Below are 16,983 nucleotides of genomic sequence, written 5' to 3' on the forward strand. Positions count from 1 at the left end.
TCTGCTGCCAGAATGAGGCCATGAACATTGAGAACTGGTGGCCACTTCTGAACTCTTCGACCCGGCAATGGTTGATCGACAATAACGGAGACGTTGTGCCGCCAAGCATTCTGGATCAGATCACGGCAGTGGCGGGGCCCCCCACGGCAGAAGCATCATGGGCTGCGGACAATGTTGCAGAGGAATTTTTGCTCTCGGATCAGGCAATTGATTGGATAGAGGAAGCCGCGAACGATGAGGTTGCTGGGGGCGAATAGCCAAACCGTATCGGGACCGCTAGTCGCCTGACTTCAAGAAAACGCACCGCCCCGCAGCGCCTTCCTAAGTGAGACAACGAACGAGAGAAATCACGGGTCTATCCGACCGCGCCATGGTCCAGCTGTTCCCATAGTCGGTCGCGCTCGGTACCGGTCACCTGGCTCGCGGCAAAGCTGGTTTCTCTACTGGTCTGGGGGTCGTCGGTGACAAAGTGCCCGCCCAACAGCTCTTCGACGGCATACCATTCGGGGCCGTAGTCCTCCTCCAGGTATTCGTGCTTGCCGTCAAGCCAGTGCACCTGAGACCACATCTGCTCCTGCTTGTCCCAGAAGAACGGGAATGACCGTATGACACCGACCGAGGTGGTCAGCCAGCCCTTGATCTCCCCGTCGATCGTCAGCTCCCACACGGCATCGCGAAACACGTCCAATCGGGGGTCGCGCGGCCAGTTTGCTTCGTCGAACCACTTATCCAGCCATCCCATAGTTCTACCAGCCTGCACCAAGGATCAGGTTGCGGCGAGCCGATGTCAGGTTGTCCGGTCAGGGTTCCGCTTGCGGACGGGCCAGGGCAGCTGCCTAAACTGCAGCTTGACCGCCAAACGAGATCAATAGTCACACCCCTATGCAACTATCGCTATGCAGCTGAAATACTGAGGCCACTGTAAGAGACGATGGCTCATTCCAAATACCACTCGCCGATACAGAGGCGGATAGGGGTCTTCAAATTGTCGATAGAGAACAGCGTTCCGGACGACCGAGAAGTTATCGATGCCTTCGAGCGGTACGTCGATGAACGCGCAACAAGCGGCGTTCTGTTTGCCAAGGCAGTCGTCTCGATTTCTTTTGACGGCGCAACAATCATGGTCGTTTTCGATCCGTCTTCCGCGGGGGCCTCAAATGACGCTTTTCTTGCGGTCAGTCCGTTCCATACACTTGCTGAGTTTGTGGGAACCCCGATTGCATTTGCCGACGAGGAGGGGCGCCGATTGCGCTCTCGTGTTGAGAAAGTACATGTAGCTCTCGCGGATGGCCAGGACCTCGGAACGATGGCGGCGGCCGACCTTTACCGCAAGGGCGCGGGTGGAGAATGGAAACCAGGCCTGTAAGACCAGGGACTGACCCGAAATTTTTTGACCCGACAATGAAGCTGTGAGTCTGTCCCGCCTGCGCTTCCCTTGCGAACCGGAATTACCAGCCCACGTTATCGCCAACGATCACCACTTGCCGGGGAAACAAGACGCCATTTGGATCCGCTGTCGCCGCATGTTCACTCCCCATGGGCCGTCACGAGCTCCCTTTCCGCTGCAAGGTGTTGGTAGATTCCAAAACATGACCATCACACATGTCTCTGTACGACCCCCGGCGGAAACCGACGCGCCCGCATTGGCCGATATCCAGATCGCTGCCTGGAGAGCCGCCTACCGGGGTGTGATGAGCGACGATTACCTCGATGCCATGGACAGGGAGCGCTATGCAGAGGGCTGGATTCGGAACATTGCCACCCCGAAGTCAGGAACAACCCACCTGGTGGCGCACACTGAAAACCAGGTCGTAGGATTTTGTATCCTCGGGCCCTCCACCGACGATGGCCACCCCGCATGGGGGCAGATCTACGCAATCAACGTGCATCCAAAGTGGTGGGCCAAGGGAGCAGGTTCAGCACTGTTCGCGGCCGCCGAGGAAAGGCTCGACTCCTTGGGATACGACAAGGCGTTTCTGTGGGTCGAGGCCACCAATACCAGGGCCATCGACTTCTACACGAATCGCGGCTGGCTCGACGATGGCGGGACGATGCAGGACACCCGCTTCGATCCGCCCGTGCCAGAACGGCGCCACAGCCGCGCACTCACATAGCCCCCTGACGAAGCATCACCGAAGCTAGTCACAACAACGTCCCGCAGAGCGTTCCCCTTGCGGACGCCCCGCGCAGTGCACAGGATTTTGGGCCCAATGCAGTCGTCTTAGAGGAAAATGACAACCAGGTCGTAGCGGCACAGGCAGTGCACCCGGGGAACGAAGCAGGCGTCGAAGTAGCGGGCGAGCCGGTCGGTTGGCGCCAGGTCCGGGCCGGACCTGGGCACTGGCCAGCCCGGACCTGGTGTCCGCCGGGTAAGGGGGAGCCGGGGCAGCTCACTCGTTCCGCAGTTCCGAGGAAATGACCGTGACGTCGTACTCCACGTCCGGATAGGTCCAGACCTCCACGAAGGTGGAGGTGCTGTCCTCGGTTCCCCCGCCGCCCTCGGCAACCCGGCAGGGGTCCAGATCGTAGCGGGCCACCACGATGCCCCGGACGTCGAACGATCGGATGGCCACCGGCGCATCGGTTTCGCAACTTACCAGCAGCCACAGCAGCGCGCCTGATCGCTGGTACGGCAAGATGATCTTTGAATCGCCCCGGCCGTGAAAATGCATCAGGACCTTTTCAGTGCCGGGCTGGGAACCCGGCAAGGGGCTCATGCCTTGTTCTATGAGATCGGCATGGGACGGTGGCCTAACCCCTGTATCGTCCCCGATCGGCAGGGGAAAGATCGGAAAGACCCTGATCTCCGGTATGAAGGACGGCCCCAAAACCGGCGAGGTGGTCAGGGGGGCGGGCAACGAATCATCCACGAGCATGGTGCATCCAGCGAGCAGGAAGACCAAGCAAAGCCGGGCCGACAATGCGGCACACAGATGCAGCATGTTTTGAGGATACCGCGGGCCCCGAAGGGCGCATATAGTGCGGTTCCAGCAAAATTTCCGGGCTCGGCATGCCGTCATTCCCGGGGGCGAACCGGCCCGACCGCGGACCCGGCACCCGGGGCCCACGATGACGGCGAAGGCCGGGGCCGCGAACTGCGGTCCCGGCCTTGCCTCGGTTTCCTAGGCCCCGCGCCCGGCCAGCGGGTTGGCCAGGGTTCCGGCGTAGATCAGCCCTGAGGACTGGTCGGCCAAATCCAGCATCTGCCGGTTGTTGCGTAGCTGCAGCCGGTTCAGGCAGGAGAGCTCGAAGGAATCGGCGAAGAGCTCCAGCGCGTCGAAGTCCTCGGCCGTTTCGGGGTGCCGGTTCCGGTAGGCGAGCATCCGGGCCGCGGCCGTGTCCCAGAACCCATCCTCGCTGCAGATCCCCTCGCGGGCCAGCATTGGGGCGAGGAAGCGCAGGAAACAGTCGATGATGTCGGTAAAGATGACCAGCCTGCGCTCGGAGTCCGGGACCGCCGCGCGGATCCGCTCGACCTCGGAAGGCAGCGGCTGCCGGTCCCCGAGCACCGCGACCTCCTCGGCCAGGTCCTTGTGCAGCACCCGGACCGGCACGGAGTCCTCCAGCACCAGGATGACGTTTTCCCCGTGTGGCATGAACGCCAGGTCGTAGCGGCACAGGCAGTGCACCAGGGGGACCAGGTAGGCGTCGAAGTAGCGGGAAAGCCAGTCGGTGGCGTCCAGCCCCGAGCGCCGAATGTGGGCGGCGGCCACCGAGGCGCCTGCGGCATCCATATGCAACAGCGAGGCCATGGTGGCGAGCTGTTGGCCGGGATTGACCAGCCCGGACGGGGATTCGCGCCAGAGCGCAGCCAGCATCTTGCGCTGCGGCGCATCCTTCCCTGCCGCCTCGAAGAGCGGGGACGAGTAGCCGACGGCGGCGATTTCGCGCAACAGTCCCACATTGCCCTGCTGCAGCTCCTCGTCGTTCTCGAAGACGGAGGTGAGCCAGGTGTTGATGGCCGGGGTCGCCTCCATGTAGGCGGCCGAGAGCCCGCGCATGAAGCCCATGTTCAGCACCGAAAGCGCGGTCTTCACGTAGTGGCGCTCCGGCGCGCTGCGGTTGAAGAATGTGCGGATCGACTGCTGCGGCTGGTAGAGGTCCTCCCCGGCGCCCAGGTGGAGCAGATGCCCGCTGGCGACATCCGGCGCGAAGCCGGGCGCGAGCTTGTGCTCCCACTGCCAGGGGTGGATGGGCAGCAGCACGAAGTCGGCCGGATCCAGGCCGCTTGTCGCACAGGCGTCGGTGATCCGTGCGCGGAAGCGGGCCAGCTGCTTTGTCCCGAGCTCGCCCTGCAGCAGGGTTTCGGCGTCCAGCCCGGGCAGCGAGCTGTAGCTGGCGCGGGACGTGTGGGCGGCCAGCCACTGCAGCGCGAGCGCGGCGCCGGTCTCCGGGGCGTAGGAGAGATAGTCATTGGCGCCCAGGCCCAGGCGGCCGTTGTTGGCCACGAAGCAGGGGTGCCCCTCGGTCATCGCGGCCTCGGTGCGCTGGAAGTCGGCGACCGCGTCCCCGGTTCCGGCGGCCAGTTCGGCGGCGCTGGCGGTGGAATGCAACTGCTTGTAGCAGTGCCCCGCCAGCGTGCTGCCAATCTCCTCGAGGTACACCGGCAGCTGGGCCGCGGACAGGCCCAGGGTCTGCCTGAAGGCCAGCACAAAGCCGGCGGCGTCCGGTGCTGCAGGTTCCCCGTTGCTGGTCACCCGGAGCGAGTCCGGGTCGATGACCCAGTGCTCCAGCCCGTGCACGGTGGCGGCGAAGCGGTATTCGTGGCTGCCGGTGCCCAGGGACCACGAGCCGGGGACCGCGCCGGGAGCCGGGGCGAGCAGCCGCTCGTGGGAGAACTCGGCGATCGCCTTGGCCAGCAGGTGCCGGTTCGCGACATCCCAGCGGCCAGGGGACAGGTGCGCGGCGGCACTCGAGGGCCGCCCGGTGGCGGCGGCGAAGTCGGCCCGGGTGCAGAAGGAGAGGAGCGCGGTCTTGGCCGGGGTGTCGGGCCCGGCCGGCAGGTCGATCCGGGCCTGCGGGCGGAAGCCGAGCCGGGAGTTCAGCGAGTGGATGGCGGTGTTCGCGGCGTCGGGTTCGACCACCACGCGCAGCACCGCAGGGTCTGCGAAGAGGTGGGCGATTGCCGCTTCCATGGCCGCGGCACTGAAGCCGGGCAGCGGTTTGCCGTCGCCCGGGCCGGCGAGCAGCAGGTGCATGCCGGTGTCTCCGTGTTGGTGGGCGTAGCGGCCGGCGAGCACCGAGTGCTCCGGGGCGTAGTGCTCGAGCAGGAACATCGGCTCCGGCTCGGCGTGAAGGCGCTGGGCGGGCAACAGGCCCAGCAGCGCGTGGTGGTGCGGCGAGGCATCGAGGTCCGCGTAGGCGGCCCGGACCTGGGAAACGGTGGTCCCGTCCATGCCCCAGTAGCGGGCCCTGTCGGTGTTCACCCACTCGTGCAGCAGCTGGGCGTCGGCCGCCGGGTCAAGGCGGCGGAAACCGAAGTCGGCGGCGGCAGGTGCCGTGCGGCGGGCAGGGGCGATGACGATGGAGGGCGTGGAAATCATGCGTGGGCTCCTTCGAGCGTGGGGGAGGGAAGCGGCGGGGAGCCGGGGGACGGGCTGCCGAAGGACTGGAAGCCGATGCGTTTCTCCACCGCGTAGTGCTCGTACCCGAGGATCCGGTTGATGATCACCGAGTTGCGGTAGGCGCCCATGCCCAAATCCGGGGCGGTGAAGCCGTGGGTGTGCAGCTCGGCGTTCTGCACCAGTACGTCGGCGTCGTCGCTGACCGCGTAGTGGCGGTCCACGTCGAGCCGGCCGTCGGGCAGCCGGTTGATGCGTGTCCCGATTCCGGCCAGGAACGCCGGCTCGCGATAGGCGTAGCCGGTGGCCAGCACCAGGGTGTCGGCGAGGATGGAGAACTCCCCGCCGTCGTCCTGGTTGCGCAGGTGCAATGCCAGGGCGCCGTCCCGCTGCTCGATCCCCTGCAGGGCGGTGGCGGCGCGGAGGGTGACCGGGGCGTGCCCGGAGACCTGGCGGCGGTAGAGCAGCTCGTGGATCTCGTCGATCAGATCCGCATTGATGCCCTTGTAGAGGCCCTTTTGGCTGGCGGACAGCGCATCGCGGGCGCCCTGCGGCAGTGAGTGGAAGTGGTCGATGTACTCGGGGGAGGTCATCTCCAGGGTCAACTTGGTGTATTCGAGCGGGAAGAAGCGCGGGGAGCGGGTCACCCATTCAAGGTGCGTCTCCGGGCCCAGGGTCCCCAGCAGGTCGGCGAAGACCTCCGCGGCGCTCTGCCCGCTGCCCACCACCGCGATGCGGGACCCGGCGGAAATCGATGCGCGGGCGGGACGGTAGCCGCTGGTGTGCACCGCTTGCCCGGAGGCCAGCACGGACGCGGGGACGGAGGCCGGCACATGCGGGACCGTTCCGGTGCCGAGCACCAGCCGCCGGGTACGCACGGTGTGCGCGCCCTCGCTGTTGTGCACGTCGAGTTCGTAGATCCCGTCGGCGAAGCGGGCGGCGGCCACGTGCGAACCGAAACGCACCGACGGCAGGCGGGCCGCTGCCCAGCGCAGGTAGTTGTTGTACTCCTCGCGCAGCGGGTAGAAGTTCTCGCGGATGTAGAACGGGTAGAGGCGCCCGGTGTCCTTGAGGTGGTTCAGGAAGGAAAGCGGGTGGGCGGGATCGGCCATGGTGACCAGGTCGGCCATGAATGGGACCTGCAGGTGGGTGCCCTCGAGCATCATGCCCGGGTGCCAGGCAAACTCCTCGGCGCGTTCGAGCACCAGCACGTCGAGCCCGGGCACGGTGTCGGCCAGCGCCGCGAAGCCGAGGTTGAAGGGGCCGGCGCCGATGCCGACGGCGTCAAGGACGCGCCCGTTGTCGTTGGACGCGGTGCTCATGCCTGCACCTCCGTTGGTGCGCGCTCGCCGGAGATCCGGCGGCCGTGCTCGACGATGGCATCCAGGATGGCCGCAACGTCGCCGATGGTGGTCTGCGGGTTCAGCAGCGTGAGCTTGAGCTGGCGGACGCCCGCGATGGTGGTGGCGGCAACCATGGCCTCGCCGGAGTCATAGAGCGCGCTGCGGATCTCGTTGGCCAGCGGGACGGGCCCCTCGTCGACGGGGACCGGCGGGAGGTAGCGGAAGACGACGGTGCTGAGCTGGACCTCTGCCGCCAATTCGAGTTCGGGGTGGTCCTTCACGAGCTGACCGGTCGCGGCGGCCAGGTCCATGACGGTGTCGAACATCGTGCCCAGGGCTTCGGCACCGATCGAGCGCAGCGTCACCCAGAGCTTCAACGCGTCAAAGCGGCGGGTGGTGGCAAGCGACTTGTCCACCTGGTTGGGGATGCGCCCGGCCTCGGCTGCCGGGTTCAGGTATTCGGCGTGGTGCGAGACCAGGGCGAGGACGGCCCTGTCGCGGACCAGGATTGCGCTGGAACCGATGGGCTGGAAGAAGGACTTGTGGAAGTCCACCGTCACCGAGTTGGCGGCCTCGATGCCGGCCAGCAGCCCGCGGTGGCGCGGGGAGGCAAGCAGCCCGCAGCCGTAGGCGGCGTCGACGTGGAACCAGGCGCCGTGCGCCGCGGCCAGGGCCCCGATGGCCGACAGCGGGTCGATGGAGCCAAAGTCGGTGGTGCCGGCGGTGGCGACGATGGCCATCGCGCGCAACCCGGCGGCCCGGTCGTCCTCAAGGGCGCGCCGCAGGGCGGCCGCGTCCATTCGGTGGAGCGCGTCGCACGGGATGGCAACTACTGCCTCGGCGCCCAGCCCCAGCAGGGACGCGGAGGTGGAGATGCTGAAGTGGCTGTCGGCCGAGGCGTAGATGCGCAGCCCGGCAAGGCGCTCGGGCAGGCTTCCCGGTTTTCCCACAACCGCGGTGTTGCGGGCCAGCAGCATCGCCTGCAGGTTCGAGGCCGTGCCGCCGCTGGTGAAGACGCCGTCGGCGTCCGGGCCGAGCCCGGCCAGGTCGGCTGCCCAATCGATGAGGCGCTGCTCGATGAGCGTGGCGCCCGCGCTCTGGTCCCAGGTGTCCATCGAGGTGTTCACAGTGGTGACCAGGGCTTCGGCGGCGATGGCGGGCAGCGCGACGGGGCAGTTCAGGTGCGCCGCATAGCGCGGGTGGTGGAAGTAGACGGCGTCGCGCAGGTAGAGCTCGGTGGCTTCCTCCAGGGCGGCGGCGGTGTCGCCCAGCGGGGTGCGCAGGTCCACCGCGTCGAGCCGGGCGCGCAGCGCGTCGGGGCCCGGGCCGGTGGTGGGCCCGGCCGCATCGGAGATGAACCGGGCAGCGAGTCTGGCTGCGGCGCCGAATTCGTCGGCCATGCGCTCGGCCGTGGCGCGGCCCAGCAGGTGCCCGGCGGCAAGGCCGCTGGAGGAGTGGACGGGGGAGAGCAGGGTTTGCGCCAGGGGACGTTGGGGCGTCATGGGGCTCCTTCAAGATCGGGGAATGCCACGAGATGGTGAGCAAAGGTTATGCTTACCTAACTTGTGACGTGACATTAAAGGCATACGAGAGGGCGCTAATACAACTTAAGTTCAATCAACAACCAATAAACCCCTTGTCGGGCGGGCAATAGTGTCCGTCCGGCTACGTTGTACCCGCCAATGGCCGCCGGGGCGGCCGCGTGCACGTCACACTTCGCAAAGTTGCCAAATGCTCGGTCAAGCAGGACGTCAAGTCGGGTGGCACCTTTGCGTATGTCAGTTCCCGGAGGGTTGTTCCTGGTCGGATGACGTGAAGGTCGTGACGCTCAACTCCACGTCGGACTCCTGCACGAAGCTGACTTCGATCTGCCGGACGCGTCGATTCTCCAAGAAACCGAAGCCAAAGCCGGAGGGCCCGTCGGGCGAGCAAGAGGATTGACCGCTTCCGACACTCCGCCCCTCCAAGTCGTAGGCCTCAAAACGTGCATTGATTCCCTTCGAACACGTCATCTCAACGATGATCGAGTCGCCTGACTGCTTTTCGGGCAACTCAAAGCGCATGCCCTGGGAAAAGCGCTCGGCCAGAAGCGCCCGCTCGCTCCCGGGCACCGCATAGTCGACGGGGTGCTTTCCCTCCTGCAGTTGATAGGCAACAGAGAACTTGTGCAATGCGGCGATTCGTTGTTCCAACCCGTCTGCAGGGCTTGCCTGCAACGGCAATTCCGGCGCTTGCGAAGATGCGGCGGCCTGGGGCGGGAAAACGGGTTCCCCGGAACTGGACGACGTCGTTGGATCCGCCGTCTCAACATCAAGGGGCACACAAGCCGTCAGCATCAGTCCCAGACCCGCGAGTCCGGCCAAAATCCTTGGAATTCGGTTCATGACCTGAGCCTAGGCAACAACAGATGGCGTCGGGGAGTATCGCGGATAACGATCCGAACAGTTTTGGATTCGGCAGGTTCCTCCTACGCCCACCGAGAATTCCCTTGCGCCGGCGGACGGCGGAGCCGTTGACTCTAAGTCATGACCAATATTCTGCTGCTCGGCGGCACCGGTTGGCTGGGAAAGACTCTCAGCGGCCTGGCCCTGGACTCAGGCCAGCAGGTCACGGCGCTGGCCCGAGGGACGCAGGCTTTTGCTCCGGGGGTCAACGAGGTCATTGCCGATCGCGCATCGCGCGATGCCTACGACCGCGTGGAAAACCAAGTCTGGGATCTGGTTATCGAGCTGACCTCTTCACCAACGTTTGCCCGCGAAGCACTCCGACGGCTCGGCGGCAAGGCCCGGAACTGGGTATTCATCTCCTCCTGCTCGGTGTACGCCGAACAATCCGAGCCGGGCGCGGACGAGACCGCCGATGTCGTCAAGCCGCTCGATCCCGATGACGGGGAGGCCGAGCCGGACTATGCCCGGACCAAGTCCGCCTGCGAGGAGCTGAGCATGCAAGCCCGGGACGGCCGGGCCCTTGTGGTCCGCCCGGGATTGATCGGAGGTCCCGGGGACCCCACCGGGCGCAGTAGCTATTGGCCGCTGCGCTTTGCCGAGCCGCGGGATCCCGTGCTGGTTCCTGCCGACCCGGACGGGCAGCAATGGGTGCAGATCATTGACGTGCGCGACCTGGCAGCATTCGTTCTGGACGCCGGATCGGCGGGGCACCGGGGATTCGTCAATGCCGTGGGCGCGCAACATACGCTGGGCGAGGCCCTCCGCCTGGCGCAGGAGGCCGCCGAGGCCGCGACTTCATCCGCGAACCCGGACCCGGGCCACAAGCTCGTCGAATACGATCTGGCGCGGATGGAGGTGGACCTGGTGAATCCCTGGGCCGGACCGAAGTCGTTGCCGCTGGTGCTGCCAACGGAGTCCGGTTTTGCGGGATTTGCGCGCCGCTCGGATGCCCGTGCACTGGCTCTGGGACTGCGCCGACGAAGCCTGCGCGAGAGCTTTGAAGACATCGTGCGCTCGAACGATGGAGGCGGGGCCGGTGCGCTGCGCTCGGGCCTGAGTGCCGATGAGGAAGCAGGGCTGGTCGTCGGCTGAGGACCTTGGGCGGGGCCACTGCTGTGCAGGCCAGGCATTTGACAGCCGTGGTCTCCTGGCCGCAGGATTGAAAGGTCCCATTGTCGACGTCAGGACCACGACGTGTTGCTAGTTCTCGCCTTCGCCTAATCGCGCCAAGGAAACACCATGACCTCCACCCCGCACGCGGGGCAGTTCGAGGTCATGGTCAAGTTTCGGTGCTTCCTTCGCCGAAATGAGAACCACCATGCAACACCCAAACCCCATCATCGTTGACCGCCTGGGCTTTTCCTGGCCCGATGGCGGAACCGTATTTGACGAAGTCTCAACGACATTCTCCCGTGGAACCACGGGCCTGATCGGGCCCAACGGATCGGGCAAGTCCACGCTGTTACGGCTTGTCGCGGGAGAACTTAAGCCCACACGAGGCACGATCCATGCTCACGCGCGGCCGTCCTACCTGGCGCAGGACGTCGTCCTGGACACCAATCGAAGCGTGGCAAGCCTGATGGGCATCGCTGACACCCTGGCCGCGCTGCACCGGATCCTGGGCAACACGACCGAGGACCTGGCACGCGACATGGATCTGGTCGGCGATGACTGGGACCTTGAGGAGCGGTCCGCCGCACTGTTGAACGGATACCTGAATGCGGATGTCACTCGGCAATTTCTGGGGCGCACCGTTGGCACCCTGTCCGGCGGGGAAACCATGGCCGTGGCGCTTGCCGGCATGGAAATCCGCGGCGGCGGGATCATCTTGCTCGATGAGCCGACCAACAACCTCGACCGTGCCGCCCTCCACCGGCTCTACGAGATGGTGGAGCGTTTCTCCGGGACCCTGCTGGTTTCCACCCACGACAAGACGCTTTTGAAGATGCTCGATTCCCTGGCCGAACTGCGCCCGGTCAACGTGCGTGCGTTGCGTGCCGAAAAGATGGACCTGGTGCGCTTCGGGAATTGGGCCTCCAGGGAGGAATCACTGGGTCACGAACGCGACAGTGCCGCCAGAAGGCTCAGCGATGCGCGCCGCAAGCTGGCTGTCGAGAAGCGGCAGGGTCGCGAGGCCGAAACCAAGATCGCCCGGCGTTCCAAACAGGGGCAGAAGGCCGCGGAATCCATGCCCAAGATCCTGGCCAACTCGCTGCGCAACAAGGCCGAGGTCTCCGCGGCGAAGAACCGCGGCATCATGAAGTCGCACGAGTCAGAGGCCCGCGCGGAATTGGCCGAGGCCCGCAACGGATTGCCCGTGGAACTGAGGATCGGAATCGAATTGCCGCGGACCCACGTTCCCGTGGGACGCAGCGTGGTTGACTTGCCGGCCGCCGCAATCACTCGCGGCATCGTGCTCGAAGACGGTGAGCCCCTGGACGGGGACTCCCTGCTGGGCATCAGGGGACCGGAACGCATTGCCTTGGTGGGGGAAAACGGGGTTGGAAAGTCATCGTTGCTTGGTCAGCTGGAGGCGCGGTCGCGGGTGCCGGTAGGGTTCCTGCGCCAGCGACTTGCGGCCAGGGGAGGGGAGGACTGGGCCGGGCTCCAAGACGGGATGAGCATGTTGGAGAACCTCCGTCTTTCGGCGCCGGGCGTGGAGCCGGGAATCTTGCGGGAACGGCTGGCTGGATTCCATTTCCGGGGTGGCCGGGTCGATGAACCGGTAGCCCAGCTGTCGGGAGGGGAGAGGTTCCGGGTGGCGCTGGCGATGATTCTGCTGGCCGATCCCGCCCCGCAATTGCTGCTGCTCGACGAGCCGACCAACAACCTGGACATGGTCACGGTCGAGCAGCTGCTGTCGGCCCTCGAATCGTTTGGCGGCGCCATCGTTGTGGCCAGTCACGACGAGGAATTCCTCGCCGCGCTGGCCACGGATCGTGAATGGGAAATGCAGCGCCAGGCTACGTCGCCGGGCGCATGACCTTCCTGCTGTGGGGTACGTGCACCGGCGCGTGGGCGATCGCCCGGGCGCCGACCTCCGCCAGCGCAATGATGCCAAAGGCATTGGCCCCGTGAAGCGCCCCGACCCAGGAGGCACCGTCGACCATGAAGGCCACGAAGGCCAGTGTGATTTGCACCGCGACGGCCAGAAGGAGCCATAGGGCCCACTTCAGCCCGGCGTGGGCCAGCAATGCGATGACCACCAGCGCAAGCACAAGCAACGGAATCACCATCATCCCGATCGTGCCATGCATCATCGCTGTCCATGGCGGCTCGGCCGGGACCGTCCCGGCCTCTAAGTAAGGGATCAGCCCAAACATCGACCACGCGATCAGTGCCGCCTGAACCACAACAGCGGCGGCAATGATGTGCGCAACGACCTTATATGCGGTACGCAACTTGAATATCCTTTCTGGGAATTGCTCAAGGTACCGAAAATGACGGCCAGCAATGGCCACGTGGCCGCTTACTTGCGGGCAAGGTGCGAGATTGATCTTGTCGTATGTGCGGCCCAAGCAGTTCTGTGGGCCAACCATAGCCCCGCGGGTGAGCCGATACCAGCACAGCGGATGTACCAATTGTTCCCAATGGTCTTGCGCCCGCGAACGGGGATGCCAATTGAGGCCTACCAGGCCTCGGCGATGAGCTCGGCCAAGAGTTCGTCGCCGTCAACATCCAGGCCGCGGGGCCGGAACCAAGCACAGATGTTTTGACAGTCGCGCCTCAGCAACCCGGCACCGCGTTCGTTCCCTGCCAAGTCCACAAATTGCGGCAGGTCGATGACCACGAGCCTTTCGCCCGCGGCAAGCACGTTGTAGGGGGAGAGATCCCCGTGGGCAAATCCCAGTCGGGCAAAGATCTTCATGGCCTCTACGATTTGCTCCCAATAGAGCCCCAGCCGTTCGGCGTCCGGACGCACATGCTGCAGCCGGGGAGCCGCCGCGCCCGGGGACTCGGGGTCCTCGATGAACTCCATGAGGATCTCAGTGCCCATGACCTGTACCGGGTAGGGGACCGGAGCACCTGCCGCAAAACACAAGCGCAGGTATTGCCACTCGGAATTCGCCCACCGCGAGGCCTCGACGAGCCGTCCGTAGGTGCTGCCGTTTTTCAGTGCGCGGGCGTCGCGCGAACGCTTGACGCTGCGCCCCTCGGTGTAGGTCGAGGACCTGTTGAAGGTGCGTTGCTCCGGCGACCTGTAGCGTTTGGCAGCCAACAGGGCACGTTGCTCGGCGGTCGCCCGCTCGATCAGGAAGACGTCGGCTTCCTTGCCGGTCTTGAGCACGCCGAGTTCGGTGTCGATGGCGCCTGCATCCTCGATGACGAACTCGGGATAGGGGAGGGGGCCGCGCATGAGCTTCTCGGTTGCCGGCCAGGTTGACCAACGCTGGGATTCGGTAAGTTGGTCGTCAAGGTAGTTCCAGTCTTCCCCTCGATCGGAGTGCCCTGTCTTGGTTCCGGCGTGGCGTGCTTCAAAGGTGTCTGGAAAGTTCTTTTCTACGTAATTCTTCATTGCTGGAGTAACTCCTGTGGGAAGGAAGGCATGGTTCCGGGGTCATGGTCGGGACACTCATCGGATTCCTCCTTAGGTGGTTACTGGCGGTGGTTCTCCAAGAAAACCACAGTCATTGGTAGTTGTCAATCACTTTGGCGGCAGGGCGGGGCTGCCGTCGCGCCGGGACTCCGGCGGGGGAGGGTGTGCGGCGAAAGCGGTGCTGCGCCCAGTGCGAACTACTTCTTGATGTCGATGATCAGGTTGGTGATCCGCAGGGTGCAGAGGCGCTCGCCGACCTCGTTCTCGATGACGACCTGGTGGCTGGCCACGCGTCGGCCCAGGCTGATGGGGGTCGCAGTGATCGTGACCAGGCCGCTTCGGGCACCCTTGTGGTGCGTCGCCGAGACGTCCACGCCCACGGCCGACTTGCCCATGGTCGAGGCGTGTTTCACCGCCGCCCATGAACCCACCGCCTCGCCCACGGCAAGGGAGGCGCCGCCGTGCAGCAGGCCGAAGGATTGGCGGTTTCCCTCCACCGGCATGGTCGCCACGACCTTCTCGACCGACTCCTCCAGGATCTTGATGCCCATCTTGATATCCAGCTCGCCGAGGGCAATCTGCCAGACTCCGTCAATCGACGCTTCGGGGGTCGGGGCGGTGGGGCGCTCTGCGCTCATGCTGTTTGTCTCCTGTTTTTCGGACCAGTTTGGCGCCCGAGGCTCGTGGCGTTCTTTCCCATACTGTACTGTGGTTGCTAATACTGACCGATCGTTCAGGAAGGACTTCGTCGATGACGACTACTCCCATGGCTCCACTCGTTCCCAGCTTCATCCAAAACTCCTGGTGGACCCCGTCCGCGCCGGTCGGTGGCACCCCGGTTTTGGATGCCAACACCGGAGCGCCCCTGGCCACGGTCAACAGCGACGGGATGGATCTTGCCAAGGTCGTTGAATACGGACGCACCGTCGGGCAGGCCGAACTCGGCAAGCTCACCCTGCACGAGCGCGCCCTGAAACTCAAGGAACTTGCCACATTCCTCAACGACCACCGCGAGGTGCTCTACGAGATCTCCTACCAAACCGGTGCGACCAAGATCGACTCGATGGTGGACATCGACGGCGGCATCGGCGTGCTGTTCACCTTCTCCTCCAAGGGACGGCGCGAACTGCCGAACTCCAACGTCATCCCCGACGGGCCCATGGAAGTGCTTTCGCGCGACGGATCCTTCGCCGGCGAACACATCTACACCCGCATCCCCGGTGTCGCCGCACAGATCAACGCCTTCAACTTCCCTGTCTGGGGCATGCTGGAGAAGTTCGCACCCGCCTTCATCGCCGGGGTGCCGACCATCGCCAAGCCCGCCACCCCCACCGGCTACGTCGCCGAGGCCATGGTGCGCCTGATGGTCGATTCCGGCATTCTGCCCGCAGGCTCCATCCAGCTCATTTCCGGTTCGGCACGCACCCTGTTGGACGTGCTGGATTACCGCGACATGCTTTCCTTCACCGGCTCGGCCTCCACCGCCTCCTCGTTGAAGTCCCACAAGAACGTCATTGACGGGGGAGTCCGTTTCACCGCGGAAACCGACTCGCTCAACGCGGCCATCCTGGGTCCGGACGCGGTTCTCGGAACCCCGGAATTCGACGCCTTCGTCAAGGCCGTCACCACCGAGATGACCTCGAAGGCCGGCCAGAAATGCACGGCCATCCGGCGCAACATCGTGCCAGCCGCCCTTGTGGGCGATGTGGTCAAGGCCGTGGGTGCGCGCATCGACGAGCGCGTGGTCATCGGCGACCCGCGCGCCGAGGGCGTCACCATGGGGGCCCTTGCTTCGCTGGAGCAGCTGCGCGACGTGCGCGCCGCAGTCGAAGACATGATTGCCGCCGGCGGCGAGATCGCCTACGGCACCCTGGATGCGCCGGTGGTCCGCACCACCGAGGGCGACGAGAAAACCGTCGACGCCGGGGCTTTCATGTCCCCGCTGTTGCTCACTTGGGACGACGTGGAAAACGCGGCGGTGCACAGCCGCGAGGCCTTCGGCCCCGTGTCCTCGGTGATCGGCTATTCGGATCTAGGTGACGCCATCCGCCTCGCGGCCAAGGGTGCAGGCTCCCTGGTGGCCACGGTTTGCACCAACGACCCCGAGGCAGCACGCATCCTGACCACCGGCATCGCCTCGCACCACGGCCGCGTCCACATGCTCAACCGCGAGACAGCGCGCAGCTCCACCGGCCACGGTTCCCCGGTTCCGCACCTGGTCCACGGCGGCCCGGGCCGCGCAGGAGGCGGCGAGGAACTCGGCGGCATCCGCTCGGTCATGCACCACATGCAGCGCACCGCCATCCAGGGTTCGCCGAACATGCTCACCGCCGTGACCGGAACCTGGCACACGGGTGCCGACCGCCTCATTGCCGGGGACGCCGAGTTCGGTGCCGTCGCCGGCGCCATCCACCCGTTCCGCAAGTCGCTGGCCGAGCTGAGGATCGGCGATGCCTTCGCCTCGCCGCTGCGCAAGGTCAGCCTGGAGGAAATCACCGCTTTCGCCAACGAAACCGGTGACACCTTCTACGCGCACACCGATCGCGCCGCGGCGGAGGCCAACCCGTTCTTCCCCGGCATCGTCGCCCATGGATACCTGCTGGTCTCATGGGCGGCCGGACTCTTCGTCCAGCCGGCCCCGGGCCCGGTGCTGGCCAACTACGGCCTGGAAAACCTGCGCTTCATCACCCCGGTGCCGGACGGGGACTCGATCCGGGTCACGCTGACCGCCAAGAAGATCACCCCGCGCGTCACAGACGAATACGGAGAGGTTGCCTGGGACGCTGTCATCAACAACCAGGACGGCGAGATCGTTGCCACTTACGACGTGTTGACCCTGGTGGAAAAGGAAAACACCACCTACGCCAACTGGGCCTAGTGCCCGGGCCCGCATGAAGATGCGGCAAACGCCAATGGCCGACCGCCCGCTTCCCGGACAGGGATGCAGTGGTTGGCCATTGGCTTCCCCCGGGACCGGGACCGGCGCCGGGACGCGCCCGTGACCGCCTGCCGTGGCCCGCGGAGCGCCGGATGTGAGAAGGTAGCGGGCAAAGGGACACGGGGCGGCACTGGCTGCCTGCCGGCGCAACGCGCCG

Annotated in this window: 15 protein-coding genes; 6 read left to right on the forward strand and 9 right to left on the reverse strand. The window is 65.5% G+C overall.

What is annotated here, in order from left to right:
- Positions 1 to 257: hypothetical protein (locus ACLQ7E_RS15375; RefSeq protein ID WP_411733455.1), on the forward strand; the 257-nt coding region annotated here is incomplete at its 5' end.
- 98 nt (positions 258 to 355) lie between these two features.
- On the opposite strand, the gene ACLQ7E_RS15380 is transcribed toward ACLQ7E_RS15375, so the two are convergent.
- Entirely contained in the window at positions 356 to 742 is a 387-nt protein-coding gene (locus ACLQ7E_RS15380; protein ID WP_411733456.1) for a hypothetical protein, read from the reverse strand.
- A gap of 243 nt (positions 743 to 985) precedes the next feature.
- Between ACLQ7E_RS15380 and ACLQ7E_RS15385 the strand changes: the two genes are divergently transcribed.
- Together ACLQ7E_RS15385 and ACLQ7E_RS15390 are read left to right on the forward strand one after the other, a co-directional pair.
- Positions 986 to 1,366, forward strand: a complete 381-nt coding sequence (locus ACLQ7E_RS15385; RefSeq protein WP_411733457.1) for a hypothetical protein — start codon at positions 986 to 988, stop codon at positions 1,364 to 1,366.
- 223 nt (positions 1,367 to 1,589) lie between these two features.
- On the forward strand, positions 1,590 to 2,114 hold the full coding sequence (locus ACLQ7E_RS15390; RefSeq protein WP_411733458.1) for an N-acetyltransferase family protein: 525 nt from the start codon (positions 1,590 to 1,592) through the stop codon (positions 2,112 to 2,114).
- Positions 2,115 to 2,390: 276 nt separating this feature from the next.
- Here ACLQ7E_RS15390 and ACLQ7E_RS15395 read toward each other — a convergent pair whose 3' ends face one another.
- The 5 genes from ACLQ7E_RS15395 to ACLQ7E_RS15415 all read right to left on the reverse strand — a co-directional run bounded on the left by ACLQ7E_RS15395 (position 2,391) and on the right by ACLQ7E_RS15415 (position 9,288).
- Positions 2,391 to 2,717: a hypothetical protein gene (locus ACLQ7E_RS15395; protein ID WP_411733459.1), complete on the reverse strand. Its 327-nt coding sequence runs from the start codon at positions 2,715 to 2,717 to the stop codon at positions 2,391 to 2,393.
- Positions 2,718 to 3,122: 405 nt separating this feature from the next.
- Positions 3,123 to 5,543, reverse strand: a complete 2,421-nt coding sequence (locus ACLQ7E_RS15400; protein ID WP_411733460.1) for a GNAT family N-acetyltransferase — start codon at positions 5,541 to 5,543, stop codon at positions 3,123 to 3,125.
- Positions 5,540 to 6,883 carry a lysine N(6)-hydroxylase/L-ornithine N(5)-oxygenase family protein gene (locus tag ACLQ7E_RS15405; RefSeq protein WP_411733461.1) on the reverse strand — a complete coding sequence of 448 codons (1,344 nt, stop codon included), beginning with the start codon at positions 6,881 to 6,883 and terminating at the stop codon, positions 5,540 to 5,542. The genes ACLQ7E_RS15400 and ACLQ7E_RS15405 overlap by 4 nt, the downstream gene beginning before the upstream one ends.
- Positions 6,880 to 8,406, reverse strand: coding sequence for a pyridoxal phosphate-dependent decarboxylase family protein (locus tag ACLQ7E_RS15410; RefSeq protein WP_411733462.1), 1,527 nt, complete (start codon positions 8,404 to 8,406; stop codon positions 6,880 to 6,882). Before ACLQ7E_RS15410 ends, ACLQ7E_RS15405 begins: the two co-directional genes overlap by 4 nt.
- Before the next feature lie 276 nt (positions 8,407 to 8,682).
- The gene (locus tag ACLQ7E_RS15415; RefSeq protein ID WP_411733463.1) at positions 8,683 to 9,288 is read right to left on the reverse strand and encodes a hypothetical protein; all 606 of its coding nucleotides are present in this window, start codon (positions 9,286 to 9,288) and stop codon (positions 8,683 to 8,685) included.
- Positions 9,289 to 9,429: 141 nt separating this feature from the next.
- Here ACLQ7E_RS15415 and ACLQ7E_RS15420 point away from each other — a divergent pair, with 141 nt between their 5' ends.
- Together ACLQ7E_RS15420 and ACLQ7E_RS15425 are read left to right on the forward strand one after the other, a co-directional pair.
- The gene (locus ACLQ7E_RS15420; RefSeq protein ID WP_411733464.1) at positions 9,430 to 10,443 is read left to right on the forward strand and encodes an NAD-dependent epimerase/dehydratase family protein; all 1,014 of its coding nucleotides are present in this window, start codon (positions 9,430 to 9,432) and stop codon (positions 10,441 to 10,443) included.
- Between the two features lie 226 nt (positions 10,444 to 10,669).
- Positions 10,670 to 12,334: an ATP-binding cassette domain-containing protein gene (locus ACLQ7E_RS15425; protein ID WP_411733465.1), complete on the forward strand. Its 1,665-nt coding sequence runs from the start codon at positions 10,670 to 10,672 to the stop codon at positions 12,332 to 12,334.
- Here the strand turns inward: ACLQ7E_RS15425 and ACLQ7E_RS15430 are convergent.
- The 3 genes from ACLQ7E_RS15430 to ACLQ7E_RS15440 form a co-directional block, all read right to left on the reverse strand.
- The gene (locus ACLQ7E_RS15430) at positions 12,315 to 12,752 is read right to left on the reverse strand and encodes a hypothetical protein (RefSeq protein ID WP_411733466.1); all 438 of its coding nucleotides are present in this window, start codon (positions 12,750 to 12,752) and stop codon (positions 12,315 to 12,317) included. The two genes, ACLQ7E_RS15425 and ACLQ7E_RS15430, sit on opposite strands and share 20 nt — an antisense overlap.
- A gap of 227 nt (positions 12,753 to 12,979) precedes the next feature.
- Positions 12,980 to 13,867 (reverse strand): serine protein kinase RIO, encoded by an 888-nt coding sequence (locus ACLQ7E_RS15435; RefSeq protein WP_411733467.1) that lies wholly within the window; start codon positions 13,865 to 13,867, stop codon positions 12,980 to 12,982.
- Positions 13,868 to 14,085: 218 nt separating this feature from the next.
- Positions 14,086 to 14,526, reverse strand: coding sequence for a PaaI family thioesterase (locus ACLQ7E_RS15440; RefSeq protein WP_411733468.1), 441 nt, complete (start codon positions 14,524 to 14,526; stop codon positions 14,086 to 14,088).
- Between the two features lie 113 nt (positions 14,527 to 14,639).
- Here ACLQ7E_RS15440 and paaZ point away from each other — a divergent pair, with 113 nt between their 5' ends.
- On the forward strand, positions 14,640 to 16,766 hold the full coding sequence (gene paaZ, locus ACLQ7E_RS15445; protein ID WP_411733469.1) for a phenylacetic acid degradation bifunctional protein PaaZ: 2,127 nt from the start codon (positions 14,640 to 14,642) through the stop codon (positions 16,764 to 16,766).
- Positions 16,767 to 16,983: the final 217 nt, after the last annotated feature.

Origin of the sequence: Paeniglutamicibacter sp. (assembly GCF_046714615.1) — a bacterium.
Classification (GTDB): domain Bacteria; phylum Actinomycetota; class Actinomycetes; order Actinomycetales; family Micrococcaceae; genus Paeniglutamicibacter.

Coding starts and splice junctions, on each gene's coding strand:
- ACLQ7E_RS15380 (WP_411733456.1), bottom strand. CDS start 742: ATGGGATGGCTGGATAAGTGGTTCGACGAAGCAAACTGGCCGCGCGAC.
- ACLQ7E_RS15390 (WP_411733458.1), top strand. CDS start 1,590: ATGACCATCACACATGTCTCTGTACGACCCCCGGCGGAAACCGACGCG.
- ACLQ7E_RS15395 (WP_411733459.1), bottom strand. CDS start 2,717: ATGAGCCCCTTGCCGGGTTCCCAGCCCGGCACTGAAAAGGTCCTGATG.
- ACLQ7E_RS15400 (WP_411733460.1), bottom strand. CDS start 5,543: ATGATTTCCACGCCCTCCATCGTCATCGCCCCTGCCCGCCGCACGGCA.
- ACLQ7E_RS15405 (WP_411733461.1), bottom strand. CDS start 6,883: ATGAGCACCGCGTCCAACGACAACGGGCGCGTCCTTGACGCCGTCGGC.
- ACLQ7E_RS15410 (WP_411733462.1), bottom strand. CDS start 8,406: ATGACGCCCCAACGTCCCCTGGCGCAAACCCTGCTCTCCCCCGTCCAC.
- ACLQ7E_RS15415 (WP_411733463.1), bottom strand. CDS start 9,288: ATGAACCGAATTCCAAGGATTTTGGCCGGACTCGCGGGTCTGGGACTG.
- ACLQ7E_RS15420 (WP_411733464.1), top strand. CDS start 9,430: ATGACCAATATTCTGCTGCTCGGCGGCACCGGTTGGCTGGGAAAGACT.
- ACLQ7E_RS15425 (WP_411733465.1), top strand. CDS start 10,670: ATGCAACACCCAAACCCCATCATCGTTGACCGCCTGGGCTTTTCCTGG.
- ACLQ7E_RS15435 (WP_411733467.1), bottom strand. CDS start 13,867: ATGAAGAATTACGTAGAAAAGAACTTTCCAGACACCTTTGAAGCACGC.
- ACLQ7E_RS15440 (WP_411733468.1), bottom strand. CDS start 14,526: ATGAGCGCAGAGCGCCCCACCGCCCCGACCCCCGAAGCGTCGATTGAC.
- paaZ (WP_411733469.1), top strand. CDS start 14,640: ATGACGACTACTCCCATGGCTCCACTCGTTCCCAGCTTCATCCAAAAC.